Genomic DNA, 13,695 nt, shown 5'->3' on the forward strand with positions numbered 1-13,695 from the left:
GCCTTGCGGCGATCGCCGAAGCCCGGCGCCTTGACGGCCGCAACCTTGAGGCCGCCGCGCAGGCGGTTGACGACGAGGGTGGCGAGCGCTTCGCCTTCGACGTCTTCGGCGACGATGACGAGCGGCTTGCCGGTCTGCACCACGGCTTCGAGCAGCGGCAGCAGCTCGTTCAGGTTGGAGAGCTTCTTCTCGTTGATCAGGATGTAGGCGTCATCGAACTCGACGCGCATCTTGTCGGCGTTGGTGACGAAGTAGGGCGAGATGTAGCCGCGGTCGAACTGCATGCCTTCGACGACATCGAGTTCGGTTTCCAGCGACTTGGCTTCCTCGACCGTGATCACGCCCTCGTTGCCGACCTTCTTCATCGCGTCGGAGAGGAACTTGCCGATCTCGGCGTCGCCGTTGGCCGAAATGGTGCCGACCTGGGCGATTTCCTCGTTCGAGGTGACCTTCTTGGAGTTCTTGACGAGGTCGGCGACCACGGCTTCCACCGCGAGATCGATACCGCGCTTCAGATCCATCGGGTTCATGCCGGCGGCAACCGACTTGGCGCCTTCACGGACGATCGCAGCGGCGAGAACCGTTGCGGTGGTGGTGCCGTCACCGGCGGCATCGGCCGACTTGGAGGCGACTTCGCGCACCATCTGGGCGCCCATGTTCTCGAACTTGTCGTCAAGCTCGATTTCCTTGGCGACGGTGACGCCGTCCTTGGTGATGCGGGGTGCGCCGAACGACTTGTCGAGCACGACATTGCGGCCCTTCGGGCCGAGCGTCACCTTGACCGCGTTATTGAGAATATCGACGCCGCGCAGCATGCGGTCGCGGGCGTCGACGCCGAATTTCACTTCTTTGGCTGACATATTGGTTTTCCTCAGTTGACTTCACGTCCTCGTGCCTCGAACAGCCCGCCCTTGCGGGCGTCTTCGTGCGGACGAGAGGGTTCATTGGCCTCATCCTTCGAGACGCCGGCTTCGCCGGCCCTCAGGATGAGGAAACGGCTCTGGCTTAAGCGGCCTTCTTCTTGCTGGCGGGAACGTCGGTGAGGACGCCCATGATGTCGCTCTCCTTCATGATGAGGAGATCTTCGCCATCGATCTTGACTTCGGTGCCCGACCACTTGCCGAACAGGACGCGGTCGCCAACCTTGATGTCGATCGGGATCAGCTTGCCGGCTTCGTCGCGGCCGCCCGGGCCGACGGCGGTGACTTCGCCCTGCGAGGGCTTTTCCTTGGCCGAATCGGGAATGATGATGCCGCCAGCGGTCTTCTCTTCGGCGTCGATACGCTTGACCACGACGCGGTCGTGAAGCGGACGGAATTTCATGCAGTCCTCCTAAGATTTTGAAGATGTTTGCAGATTTTGCAGGATTGGCAGTCGCCGCTGACGAGTGCCAGCAGGCAAGATGGAGATAATCCAGAGTTTTGGGGGAGACAAGGGGCGGTAGCAGAAAAATTGGCAGTCCGACAAGACCTTTGCCAGCTTTCCGGTCTCATCGTTAACGCTGGTGTGGCGGTTCGGAAGTCCGCATCAGTCCTGCCGCCGCGTCCCTCATGCGGCGCTATTAGCAGCCGATCTAAGTGGCTGCTAACGCTTGATTTTTCAACAGCCTGTTAAACATTTGGGCTTGTGATGGGTTGTTCGCATGCGTCACATTTCTCTCATGTGAGTGCATCTCGACTCCCGGTGGCTGAAGCCATCACGGCTCAAGCCATCGCGGCCCGGCTGCACTCTCTCGTTGGAGGGTTGGCATGGTCTCGCGGGTTGGGGTTTCCGAGGACTTCCGCAAACAAGTGCTGGGTTATGGGCTGACGACGGCTGAAATTCTTTACCGGATGCCGGATCATCCTTCGCTGCTGCAGACGTATGTCTGGCAGAATTACGATCTGTTCCCGAAATTTCCGGTGCTGCGGGACTTCCTGCACTTCTGGCAGGAAAAGCTCGAGGGACCGCTTTACTCGGTTCGCGTCGCGCATTCCAAGCTGATCAAGCCCGCTGAACTGCGCGCCGTCGACGGCGTGTTCCACTTGCATTGAGTTGCAATCGGTAGGGTGGGTTAGCCGGCCACGTCCGCAGTCCTTCAACGAGTCCGGACGGGAGGCGTAACCCACCATGACGCAAGTCCGATGGGTTACGCGGAGCCTGTCATCGGGCCGCGCTTTGCGCGGACCCGTTGGCTAACCCATCCTACGAAGCTGGGTTCTGTGCTATCGTCTCGTCCACATAGCAACGGGAGGATTTCGATGGCCAGAAAGAAGCCGAAGACGCGCGCTGCCAGCAGCAAGTCATCGCAGAAAAGATCGCGACCGCGTAAGGCCGCTACTCGCAAAACGGCCACCAAGTCCAATGCGCGGCGCAAATTGAAGAGCAAGGGCAGGACAGCGACGCCGGCCAAGCGGGGGCGGCCAAAGCAGCGCGTCGCGATCAGCCATCATCGCGAGGAGGATTTCAAGGCCGACGGTCTGCGCACCTACGCGCAATACCGCGACCTCGGCATTGCCGATGCGAGCGGCGGCGTGGCGCGGGCGCATGTGATCCGCCTGATCGGGCCGTGCGATCCGAACGTCGTCTCAAAGCTGCACTTCCACGACGTTGACTTCCAGATGGTCTATGTGCTCAAGGGCTGGGTGAAGACCTACATGGAAGGCGTTGGCGAGACGATGTTCCAGACCGGCAGTTCCTGGACCCAGCCGTCGCGCATCAAGCACCTGATCATGGACTATTCCGACGACGTCGAATTGCTGGAAGTGATCCTGCCGGCCGACTTCAAGACGGTCGAGTTGGCGGTTTAGCTCTTCTTTCTAACTCCCGGCCGACACGCGAACGACCTGCGCATCGACCGGCGCCAAATAGCCCTTGAGTTCGAGGCGGCGGGGTTGGGCGGCCAAACCGTCCGGCATGCCCTGCGCGACTGCCGAGCTCATGACCATTTCGCCACGGCCGGCGGATGAGACCAGCCGCGCGCCGAAGTTCATGGCATCGCCGAGCGCGGTGAACTGATAATTGCCGCCTTCGATACCGATCGAGCCGACGAACGCCTTGCCACAGTGCACGCCGACGCCGATTGGAAGCCACGGCCCTTGCGGATCGGCGTGGCCGGTCGCGCGCAGCAAGTCGAGCCCGGCCTTGATGGCGCGCCGGCGATAATCGGAGCCGGTGAGGCCGGGCAGATAGATGGCGAGCACCTCGTCGCCGATCATCTTGTCGACGACCGCATCGCTGCGGTTGAACACCGAGGTCGCGGTGCGGAAGAAACGTTGCATCAGCGCGGCGAATTCCGCCGGCGTCATGTTTGCTGCGATCTGCGTCGAGCCGCGCACGTCGGCATAGAGCACGGCGATGTCCAGTTCGGTGCCGCCGCGGTTTTCGGCAAGCGCCGTCTCGCATCGTTCGCAGAAGTGCGGATTGCGTCGCCATGGCCCGCGGCCGATCAGGCGCATGGCGGGTGAGGTGAAGCCGTCGAAGCCGGCAAAACACAGGCGGCAGCGGTCGGTCGCGGTCGGCGAGAGCATGCGGAACATTCGCCGGCCACGGCGTAGCATGGGATGCTCGCCCGACAGCAGTTCGTGCCAGAACGGGCTGAAGTCCTGCACTTCGTCGGCGGGCTCTGCCATGCGGTCTCCGGTTCGGCAAAAAGCTAACGGAAAATCGCGGAAGTCCAGCGCGTCATGTCAGCACACCCACGATCGCGCCCATCAGGCAGGTGGTCAACGTGCCCGAGACGATCGATTTCAGCCCAAGCGAATTGATCTCGGCGCGGCGTTCCGGCGCCATGGTGCCGAGGCCGCCGACCATGATGCCGAGGCTGCCGAAATTGGCGAAGCCGCACATGGCATAGAGCATGATCAGCCGCGACCGGGCATCGAGCGTGCCGATGGGAAGTTTTGAAAAATCGACATAGGCGATCAGCTCGTTGAGCACCGTTTTCGTACCCATGAGGCTGCCGGCCGGAATGGCCTGCGGCCACGGCAGCCCCATCAGCCAGCACACCGGCGCCATGACATAACCGAGCAGGCGTTGCAGCGTGATCGCGCCGCCGATATCGGGAAAAAGCCCAAGGATCGAATTGGCGAGGTGTACCAGCGCCACCAGCACGATCAGCATCGCGACGATGTTGAGCAGCAGTTCGAGGCCGGCCGTCGTGCCCTTGACGATCGCATCCATGGTGGATGCCGCATTCAGGTCGGGATCGATGGCAAGGCGCGGATCGCCCGCCGTGCCGCCGGTTTTGATATCGGCCGTTTCCGGCACCATGATCAGGCTGACGAGAATGGCGGCAGGCGCGCCCAGCACCGAGGCGATGACAAAATGCCCGGCCGCATCCGAAATCAGTGGCGCGAGCAGCGTGGCGTAAAGCACGAGCACGGTGCCGGCGATGCCGGCCATGCCGCCGGTCATCACGAGAAACAATTCGCTGCGCGTGAGTTTTGCCAGATAGGGGCGGATGAACAGTGGCGCTTCCACCATGCCGAGAAAGATGTTGGCGGCAGTCGAGAGTCCGACCGCGCCGCCGATCCCGAGCGTGCGTTCCAGCACCCACGCCATGCCGCGCACGATCGGCGGCAGAATGCGCCAGTAGAACAGCAGCGTCGTCAGCACGCTCATGACGAGCACGATCGGCAGCGCCTGAAATGCAAGGATGAAATCGGCGCCCGGCGATTTCAGGTCGAACGGCAGCGCGCCGCCGCCGAGATAGCCGAACACGAAGGAAGTGCCGGCGCGCGAGGCGGAGGCGACCGCGCCGACCGCATCGTTGATCGCGCCGAACACACGCGCGACGCCAGGCAGTTTGATCAGCACCACGGCAGTCGCGAGCGTCACAACGAGGCCGATCGCGGCCTGGCGCAAAGAGACCGCGCGGCGGTTCTCGCCAAATATCCAGGCGAGCGCGAGCAGCGCGACGATGCCGAACGCCGATTGCAGTTGAAGCATGAATCCCCCAGACCCGTGCCGATTATGGCAGCGTTGCAGTTTGAGGTGCAATGCCATGTGAGGCTTATCCCCTTGCGGGCGTTGACTTTGGTGCCTCCTTCGGTCACCGATCGCCATTATGGCTTCACCTGCGCCGGTAAGTGCCGGGACATTACTCAAGCAACCCTCATTTCTCTTCTTCCTGCTGTCGCGAAGCCTGACGCGGTTTGCCAGCCAGATCGGCGCGGTGGCGATCGGTTGGCAGATCTACGACCTCACCGGCAGCGCTTTCGACCTCGGCATGGTCGGGCTCGTCCAGTTCCTGCCGACCGCGCTCCTGGTGTTTGTCGCCGGCCACACCGCCGACCGCTTCGAACGCAAGCGGGTGGTGCAACTCTGTCAGCTCGCGGAAGCGGCCACAGCCGTGTTTCTTTGCTGGGGTTCGTACGGCGGCTGGATCACCGGGGTCCACATTTACATCGCGACCTTCGTGCTGGGCATGGCCGGCGCGTTCGAAAGTCCGACCATCGCGGCCCTGCTGCCGCTTATTGCACCACAAGGTTCTCTGCAACGCGCCACCGCGTTGTCGAGCGCCGCCGCGCAGGTCGCGACCATCACGGGTCCGGCGATCGGCGGCTTTGCCTACGCGGTCGCGCCGGGTTTGCCTTATGGCATCATGCTGGGCTTCTGGCTTCTTGCCATGCTGCTGACCGGCGGCATCAGCGTCACCGAGCCTGAACCCGCCAGGGACAGCGAAACGTCCGACGATATCTTCGCTGGTGTTCGCTTCATTCGCAGCAATCCCGCCATCCTCGGCACGATCTCGCTCGATCTGTTCGCCGTGCTGTTCGGCGGTGTCACCGCGCTATTGCCGATCTATGCGCGCGACATCCTGGATGCCGGCCCCATGGGCTTAGGCATCCTGCGCGCCGCGCCCGCCGTTGGCGCGCTGATCATGACCACGATCCTGGCGCGCCACGCCATCAACCGCCGCGTCGGCATGCGCATGTTCCAGGCCGTGATCGTGTTCGGTGTTGCGACAGTCGTGTTCGCGGTGTCCCACTGGATGTGGCTGTCGTTGCTGGCGCTGGCGGCGCTGGGTGCTGCGGACACGATCAGCGTCGTGATCCGCTTCTCGCTGGTGCAGCTCTCCACGCCGAACGAGATGCGCGGCCGCGTCGGCGCGGTGAATTTCCTCTTCATCAACGCCTCGAACTATCTCGGCCAGTTCGAAAGCGGGGTAGCGGCGGCGCTACTCGGCACCATGGCGTCTGCCGTGCTCGGCGGCGTCGCCACGGTCGCGATCGCGCTATTATGGATGAAGCTGTTTCCGACGCTGCGCGATGTGGAAAGGCTGGAGTAGGCCTGTCCCGGACGCGTTGCAGTGTGCAACGATGCAACGCAGATCCGGGAGCTGTCGCGGTGAGTGGGCCCCGGTTCAGCGGCGCGTCGCATAGCGCGTCCAAGACGCGCGTGAACGCGCTTATGCGACGCGCCGCGCCCGGGGCACGAGACCTCAGCCCCGTCCGACGAACGGCATCTTGCTCGCCATGACCGTCATGAACAGCACGTTGGCGTCGAGCGGCAGGTTCGCCATATAGGCGACCGCGTCGCCGACGGCCTTTGAGTCCATGCGCGGCTCCGGCATCTTGCGGCCATCCGGCTGCAGCACGCCGTCGACCATGCGGTCGGTCATGGGCGTCGCCGCATTGCCGATGTCGATCTGGCCGACCGCGATGTCATAGGCGCGGCCATCGAGGTTGGTGGCCCTGGTGAGACCGGTGATGGCGTGCTTGGTCGAGGTATAGGGCGCGGAGAAAGGCCGCGGCGCGTGTGCGGAGATCGAGCCGTTGTTGATGATGCGGCCGCCGCGCGGCGTCTGCTCCTTCATGATGCGGAAGGCGTGCTGCGTACAAAGAAACGCCGCGGTGAGGTTGGTGGAAACCACCGCCTGCCATTGCGCGAGGCTTAGGTCCTCGAACGGCATCGCCGGCGTTCCCATGCCGGCGTTGTTGAACAAGAGGTCAAGTCGCCCACAGGTCTCCTTCACCTTGGCAAACAAGGCGGAGATCGAGTCGGCGTCGGTCATGTCGGCGGGAACGACCAGCGCTTTGCCGGCCGGGCCGAGGCTCGCGGTCTCCTCCAGTTTCTCCCGGCGCCGTCCGGCGAGGGCGACGGTGAAACCTGCATTCATCAGCGCCAGCGATGCGGCGCGGCCGACGCCGGTTCCGGCGCCGGTGACGATGGCTGTCTTGTTTTTGGGCTCGGTCATTGTTTGCTGCCTTGCTTGTTATAGCTAGCTTACGGTTTCGGTGTTTCTGTCTTGTAGGGCGGTCGCGGGATGTTCTGATGCGCCGCGCGCAACGCCGCTGACCAGCGCGCGCGCAGATCGTGGAAATAGGGCTCGCCCGCCTCGATGCGATGGTTGAGGTCGGCGTCGCATACCTCGTTGCGCACCACCAGGACGTCGATCGGAAGCCCGACGCCGAGATTGGAGCGCATGGTCGAGTCCATCGAAATCAGGCTGGTCTTGAGCGCGTCATAGAGCTCGATGTCATAGTGCAGCGCGCGATCGAGCACCGGCTTGCCGTATTTGTGCTCGCCAACCTGCAGGTAGGGCGTATCGGTGGTGCATTCGATGAAATTGCCGGCAGGATAGACCATGAAGAGCCGCATCCGCGCGCCCTTGATCTGGCCGCCGAACAGGAACGACACGTCGAAACTGATGTCTTCCGCCTTCAGCGCGGTGCCCTCGGTGGCGTGGACGGAGCGGATCGCCTTGCCGATGCGCTGCGCCGCCTGGAACATGGTCGGCGCGTTGAGCAGCGTTTCCAGCTCGCCGGTGTCGGGGTTCTCCATGCCCTCGGTCAGGGTCGAGAGCACGGACTGGCTGATCGCGAGATTGCCGGCGCTGGCGATCGCCATGATCCGTTCGCCGGGCCTGTTGAAGACGTGGAGCTTGCGGAACGTCGAGACGTTATCGAGCCCGGCATTGGTGCGGGTGTCGGCGATCATGACGAGACCGTCCCGCACCAGCACTCCGCAGCAATAGGTCATTTCCGCACCTTGAAAGTATTCGCGGCGCGAAACTATCCAATTTCGCCGCCGCGTCCAACCCCAATCGGGGTGGACGCAGGGCTCGCCTTGGCTTCAGCGGGCGGCGTAGGCGCGCCGCATCGGTTTCAGCACGATGAGCGCCAGGATGGCCGTCAGCACGTCCATCGCGATCGCGATTGTAAACACCGGCAGCCAGCTGCCGGTGTGCTCGCGCAGGAGTGCGGCAAGCGGACCCCCGAAGATCGCGCCGACACCCTGGGCCATATAAAGCAGGCCGTAATTGGTCGTGGCGTGTTTGGCGCCGAAGGTATCGGTGAGGGTGGACGGGAACAGAGAGAAGATTTCGCCCCAGCCGAAGAACACGACGCCGGACAAGAGCACGAAGGCCACGGCGTTTTCGCGCAACAGCAGCAGCAGCGTGACGGCGGCGGCCTCCAACAGGAAGGCAATGGCCATGGTGTTTTCGCGCCCGATCATATCCGACAGCCAGCCGAAGAACGGACGGGTCAATCCGTTGGTGATGCGATCGATGTTGAGCGCGAGTGGAAAAGCCGCCATTCCGAATACCATGACGCTGGCCACGCCGAAGTCGCGAGAGAATGCGCCGAATTGCGAAATGACCATCAGGCCGCCCGTCGCCATCATCGTCATCATGATGAACATTAGCCAGAACACCTTGGTTTGCCACATCTGACCCGGCGTCGTTCCGACGCTCGAGACCTCCACCGCCGGTTGCGGCAGGAAGTCGTCAGCGGACGGCGACCGAAGGAAGAGCGCGGCTGCCGCGCCGACCAGACCAAGAATGATGCCGAACACGAGCAGAGTGTGTTGATAGCCACTTGCGGCGATCATGTTGTAGATCGGCGTATTGGTCAGAAGCGCGCCAAAGCCGTAGCCGGCGGCGACGACGCCGGTCGCAAAGCCGCGACGATCGGGAAACCAGCGCACCATCAGGCCGACGACACCGACATAGACGATGCCGGTGCCGACGCCGCAGAACAGCCCGTAGGTGAGATAGAGGCCGGTGATGCTCGTGACATAGCTGGCCGTGATCCAACCCAGGCCGGACAACAGGCAGCCGCTGGCGATCAACAGCCGCGCGCCGAACTTGTCGACCAAATAGCCCTGTATTGGCGACAGAAACGTCTGCAACACGATCAGGATCGTGAAGGTCCATTGAAGCGTCGATAGCTGGACGCCGAGGGCATCCCGAAGCGGCTTGGTGAAGAATGCCCAACCATATTGCGGGCTCGAGATCGACATCATCGCGATCAGTCCCAGCACCAGCTGGGTCCAGCGCGTCGCCGTTGCGGATTGAGCCGACGATGCTCTATTGACTGTGGTCATATTGCCCCCTGATTTGTTGGTCGCGCAGCGTCTCTTGTCTCTGTCGCCGCTTGTTAGCAAAAACTGTACCATGCGCTGCCCCAAGTGCAATGTGGGGCATATGATCCGATCGTATGAGGACGTAGCGTGCACAGCTGCGAAAGGCGGCGCTGTCCTGATCGATAGGAGAGTTTGAGGCAAGCATGTTCCGACGCTTTTCGTCACTCGGCAGACAGGCGGTCGTGATCGCGGCCGCTGCCGGCTTGCTCACAAGTGGGGCCTCTCCGGCCAATGCCGACAGCAACCGGATCACCCCTGTGAGCAGAGAGTCTTGCGCCGACATGCGATTGCACAAGACGCTTAGGGTCGACAGTGCCGTCGAGTGCCAGCGGCTGGCGCTGTTGAAATTTGACTATTTCGGCTTTGACGGCAAGGTCCATAACGACGGAGAACTGGTGGTTCTGGATGCTGCCGCCGATCATGTCGCTGACATCTTCGATGCATTGCTCAAGATGCATTTCCCGATAAAGCAAGCCAGATTGCTGAACCACTACGACGGTGACGACGACGCCTCGATGGCCGACAACAACACGTCTGCGTTCAACGACCGGATGGTCTCAGGCGGATCGAGCATTTCAGTTCATGCCTATGGTCTGGCGATAGATCTGAACCCGATCCAAAATCCGTTCCTGCAGAAACAAAACGGTGTGCTTGAGGTCAGTCCCAAGGCCGGTGAACGTTACCTGAACCGCGCCGACGTCCGTCCGGGAATGGCTGAAGCCGTTGTCGATCTGTTTGCAGAAAATGGCTTCCCGATATGGGGAGGGGATTGGAAGAGCCCGATCGACTACCAACATTTTCAGGTCAGGCGCGATCTTGCCAGACGACTGGCGGAATCGCCCGGCGCAAACGCCAAGGCGATCTTCGACATGCAGGTTGAACAGTATCGTCGTTGCCGCCATGCGGGTCGCAGTAGAAGGGCCTGTATCGCCGGCGCCCCAACTTAATTCACGACTGGCTCTGCCACTGACCCTGTCGGCCGGCCTGATCCACCTTCACCGCAACCGTCAGCGTCTCCGCGCCGCCGCCATAGCGGGTGCCGCGCACGGGCGCCGCGCCAAGATAGTCGAGGCCGATCGCGACGCGCGCGTGGGCGTCGGTGGCGCAGATCGCGTTCGCGGGATCGAAGGCGACCCAGCCGAGATCGGGCAGGAACGCCTCGGCCCAGGCGTGGCCGGCCTGCTGGTTCACCATGCCGTCGGCGCGCAGAAAATGCCCGGAGACGAAGCGCGCGGGCACCCCGACTGCGCGCGCGCAGGCGATGAAGATATGCGCGTAGTCCTGGCAGACGCCACGTTTCAGCCCGAAGGCTTCGGCCGCCGACGTCCCGCTATGGGTGGGATCTGCGTCGAAGGTCATGTGGTCGTTGATCTGGAGCATCAGGGCGTGCAGGAAGCCGAGCACGTCGCTTTCCGATTCCGAACGCAGTTGGCGGGCGAAGGTCTCCATCGCCGCATTGACCTGGGTCAGCGGCGTGGCGCGCAGGAACAGGCTCGGCGGAAAGCGCTCGTCGGTACCGCGCAGCACGCCGCCGGTGTCGTGGGTTTCGAGCAGGCCTTCGACCGTAATGGTGAGGTCGGAGATGGCGCCTTCGGTCAGCACATGGGTGATGTTGCCGAAGGCGTCCTGACGCGCATGCAGGCGGGAGTCGGTCGAGACGTCGATCTGCCATTCCGCGACATACTGTCCGTCGTGGCTTCCTGGCGTCATCCGCAGCACTTGCGTGATGCCGGTTGCCGCCGGTTCGTAGCGATAGGTGGTGGTATGGGCGATGCGCAGGCGCATGTGGCAAAGTCCGGTTCTCGGAAGCAGTCATTCCGGGGCGATGCGCAGCATCGAACCCGGAATCTCGAGATTCCGGGTCTGGCGCTTACGCACCATCCCGGAATGACGGTGTAATCGTCAGGTCAGATACTGCTTGGTGATGATTTCACCAAGCCTCGTATTGTCGGCGAGGAACTCCTGAATGAATTCATGCACGCCGTGCTGGAAAATATCGTCCATGTTGCTGTGTTCCAGCCGGTTGCGGACGCCGCGCGCATGGCGCTGGGACGAACCCTGGCGGCCATAGGCGACGCCGATCTGGTCGAGATTGCGGACGAGATTGCCGTAGCAACTTGCCAGCGACCGCGGCAGTGAGTCGTTGAGGATCAGAAGATCCGCGATCAGCCACGGCTTCAATGTCTCGCGATAAACCCAGTGATAGGCGGTGAGCGCCGAGACTGAGCGCAGGATCGAGGTCCATTGATAGTAATCGAGCGGGCCGCCGACGTGTTCCTCCTCGGGCAGCAACACGTGGTATTTGACGTCGAGAATGCGCGCGGTGTTGTCGGCGCGTTCCAGATGCACGCCAAGGCGCGAGAACCAGTAGGCGTCGTTGCGCAGCATGGTGCGGTAGGCCGAGCCGTCGAAGCGCAGCGAAGTCTCCTGCACGAAGCGCAGGAACCGCGCAAGTTCCTCGCGGGTCTTGGTGCCCTTGACCCAGACCTCCTGCAATTCGATCCAGGCCGAGTTGATGGTGTCCCACATCTCGCTGGTGAGCGCCGTGCGGACCGAACGTGAATTCAGCCGCGCCGACTCGATGCAGTTTCTGATCGATGAGGGGTTTTGCGCGTTGAACGACAGATAGTCGACAACGTTGTGCTCGTTGGCCTCTTTATTGACCGTGTAGAAACCCTGGCTGACGCCGGCGGTCAATAGCGCGGATTCCCATTCGTTGGTCTTGCCGATATAGGCGGCGGGCAGCGCGGTGACCCGTAGCGTCGCGTCGATTGTGCGCGCGATATATTCGGCCCGCTCGACGTAACGGGCGAGCCAGTAGAGATTTTCGGCGGTGCGCGACAGCATGCAGCGAGCTTCAGTGCTTTTCCCTCCCCCCTTGTGGGGGAGGGTTAGGGAGGGGGGTAAACCGAGGAACCAGTCGTGATCGAGAACCCCCACCCCCAACCCCTCCCCGCAAGGGGGAGGGGAGCGAGAGAGCGGTGCTTGTTTCGAGAGGACGCATCATCTCACTCATCCAATATCCAGGTATCCTTGGTGCCGCCGCCCTGGCTCGAATTGACGACCAGCGAACCGGCCTTCAGCGCCACCCGCGTCAGGCCGCCCGGCACGATGGTCGTATGGTTGCTGCCAGTGAGCACGAAGGGCCGCAGATCGACGTGACGCGGCGCAAGGCCCGCTTCGGTGCAGGTCGGGCAGGTCGAGAGCGCCAGCGTCGGCTGGGCGATGAATCCTTCGGGCTCGCGTTTCAATTTGTCACGAAATGCCTCGATGGTGGCTTTGGTCGCCGCCGGCCCGATCAGCATGCCATAGCCGCCGGAGCCGTGGACTTCCTTGACGACGAGCTGGTCGAGATTGTCGAGCACGTAAGCGAGGTCCTTCGGCTCGCGGCAGCGCCAGGTCTGCACGTTCTTCAGGATCGGCTCTTCGCTGAGATAGAATTTCACGATCTCCGGCATGTAGGAATACATCGCCTTGTCGTCGGCGATGCCGGTGCCGACAGCGTTGGCGAGCGTAATATTGCCGGCGGCATAGGCCGACATCAGGCCGGGAACGCCGAGCGCGGAGTCCGGGCGGAAGGTGAGGGGATCGATGAAGTCGTCGTCGAGGCGGCGGTAGATGACATCGACGCGCTTGAGGCCCTCGGTCGTGCGCATGAACACCTCGTCGTCCTTGACGATGAGGTCGCGGCCCTCGACCAGCTCAATGCCGAGCTTGTCGGCCAGGAATGAATGTTCGTAATAGGCCGAGTTGTAGACGCCGGGCGTCATTAGCGCGACGGTCGGCTCAGACGAAGCGCTCAAGGGCGCCACCGACCGCAGCGCGGCCAGCAGTTCATCCGGATATCGTTCCACGGGCGCGATGCGGTGGCGCGCGAACAGGTCCGGAAACAGCCGCATCATGATTTCGCGGTTTTCAAGCATGTAGGACACGCCGGACGGCGTGCGAGCATTATCCTCGAGCACGTAGAAGGTATCGGCATCCACCCGCACGATGTCGATGCCGGCGACGTGGATGTAGATATCGTAGGGCACGCTCTGTCCGCTCATCTCGGGGCGGAAGGCCGGATTGCGGAATACCAGGTCGTCGGGCACCACGCCGGCGCGCAGGATCTCGCGCGCGCCATAGGCGTCCTTGATGAACAGATTGATCGCCTTGACGCGCTGGATGAGGCCTTTTTCCAAGAGCCGCCATTCGGCGCCCGACATGATGCGCGGGATGACGTCGAACGGGATCAGCCGCTCCTGCGCGTCGGTTTCGCCATAGACCGCGAACGTGATGCCGATGCGGCGGAACAACAGCTCGGCCTCGCGCCGTCGATAGTCGAGCACGTCAGCCGGCACC

At 62.7% G+C, this 13,695-nt stretch carries 14 protein-coding genes; 4 read left to right on the plus strand and 10 right to left on the minus strand.

Translation table 11 applies throughout. The features are described from left to right. A partial coding sequence (gene groEL, locus M6D32_RS06870; RefSeq protein ID WP_298254672.1) for a chaperonin GroEL occupies window positions 1-860 on the minus strand: 860 nt, incomplete at its 3' end. A 145-nt stretch (window positions 861-1,005) separates the two neighbouring features. Then, window positions 1,006-1,323 carry a co-chaperone GroES gene (locus M6D32_RS06875; RefSeq protein WP_298254674.1) on the minus strand — a complete coding sequence of 106 codons (318 nt, stop codon included), beginning with the start codon at window positions 1,321-1,323 and terminating at the stop codon, window positions 1,006-1,008. 425 nt (window positions 1,324-1,748) lie between these two features. Here M6D32_RS06875 and M6D32_RS06880 point away from each other — a divergent pair, with 425 nt between their 5' ends. Beyond that, window positions 1,749-2,033: an usg protein gene (locus tag M6D32_RS06880; protein ID WP_298254676.1), complete on the plus strand. Its 285-nt coding sequence runs from the start codon at window positions 1,749-1,751 to the stop codon at window positions 2,031-2,033. A gap of 207 nt (window positions 2,034-2,240) precedes the next feature. After that, a complete protein-coding gene (locus M6D32_RS06885) occupies window positions 2,241-2,789 on the plus strand; it encodes a cupin domain-containing protein (RefSeq protein ID WP_298254678.1) in 549 nt (182 codons plus the stop codon). A gap of 9 nt (window positions 2,790-2,798) precedes the next feature. Here M6D32_RS06885 and M6D32_RS06890 read toward each other — a convergent pair whose 3' ends face one another. Both M6D32_RS06890 and M6D32_RS06895 read right to left on the minus strand, forming a co-directional pair. Beyond that, the gene (locus M6D32_RS06890) at window positions 2,799-3,611 is read right to left on the minus strand and encodes an adenylate/guanylate cyclase domain-containing protein (protein ID WP_298254680.1); all 813 of its coding nucleotides are present in this window, start codon (window positions 3,609-3,611) and stop codon (window positions 2,799-2,801) included. A 52-nt stretch (window positions 3,612-3,663) separates the two neighbouring features. Then, the gene (locus M6D32_RS06895; RefSeq protein ID WP_298254682.1) at window positions 3,664-4,929 is read right to left on the minus strand and encodes a nucleoside transporter C-terminal domain-containing protein; all 1,266 of its coding nucleotides are present in this window, start codon (window positions 4,927-4,929) and stop codon (window positions 3,664-3,666) included. A gap of 118 nt (window positions 4,930-5,047) precedes the next feature. Between M6D32_RS06895 and M6D32_RS06900 the strand changes: the two genes are divergently transcribed. Continuing rightward, window positions 5,048-6,271, plus strand: a complete 1,224-nt coding sequence (locus M6D32_RS06900; protein ID WP_298254684.1) for an MFS transporter — start codon at window positions 5,048-5,050, stop codon at window positions 6,269-6,271. 153 nt (window positions 6,272-6,424) lie between these two features. Here the strand turns inward: M6D32_RS06900 and M6D32_RS06905 are convergent, their stop codons facing one another. The 3 genes from M6D32_RS06905 to oxlT form a co-directional block, all read right to left on the minus strand. Continuing rightward, the gene (locus M6D32_RS06905) at window positions 6,425-7,180 is read right to left on the minus strand and encodes an SDR family oxidoreductase (protein ID WP_298254686.1); all 756 of its coding nucleotides are present in this window, start codon (window positions 7,178-7,180) and stop codon (window positions 6,425-6,427) included. A gap of 29 nt (window positions 7,181-7,209) precedes the next feature. Beyond that, window positions 7,210-7,965: a peptidase gene (locus M6D32_RS06910; protein WP_298254688.1), complete on the minus strand. Its 756-nt coding sequence runs from the start codon at window positions 7,963-7,965 to the stop codon at window positions 7,210-7,212. Window positions 7,966-8,058: 93 nt separating this feature from the next. Beyond that, window positions 8,059-9,312, minus strand: a complete 1,254-nt coding sequence (gene oxlT / locus M6D32_RS06915; RefSeq protein WP_298254690.1) for an oxalate/formate MFS antiporter — start codon at window positions 9,310-9,312, stop codon at window positions 8,059-8,061. 182 nt (window positions 9,313-9,494) lie between these two features. Here oxlT and M6D32_RS06920 point away from each other — a divergent pair, with 182 nt between their 5' ends. After that, window positions 9,495-10,298 carry a M15 family metallopeptidase gene (locus tag M6D32_RS06920; protein WP_298254692.1) on the plus strand — a complete coding sequence of 268 codons (804 nt, stop codon included), beginning with the start codon at window positions 9,495-9,497 and terminating at the stop codon, window positions 10,296-10,298. 1 nt (window position 10,299) lies between these two features. Here M6D32_RS06920 and M6D32_RS06925 read toward each other — a convergent pair whose 3' ends face one another. The 3 genes from M6D32_RS06925 to M6D32_RS06935 form a co-directional block, all read right to left on the minus strand. After that, entirely contained in the window at window positions 10,300-11,136 is an 837-nt protein-coding gene (locus M6D32_RS06925) for a transglutaminase family protein (protein ID WP_298254694.1), read from the minus strand. A gap of 117 nt (window positions 11,137-11,253) precedes the next feature. Further along, entirely contained in the window at window positions 11,254-12,198 is a 945-nt protein-coding gene (locus tag M6D32_RS06930; protein ID WP_298254696.1) for an alpha-E domain-containing protein, read from the minus strand. A 161-nt stretch (window positions 12,199-12,359) separates the two neighbouring features. After that, on the minus strand, window positions 12,360-13,695 hold a 1,336-nt coding region (locus tag M6D32_RS06935), incomplete at its 5' end, for a circularly permuted type 2 ATP-grasp protein (protein WP_298254698.1).

Source organism: Bradyrhizobium sp. (assembly GCF_027307225.1).
Classification (GTDB): Bacteria; Pseudomonadota; Alphaproteobacteria; order Rhizobiales; family Xanthobacteraceae; genus Bradyrhizobium.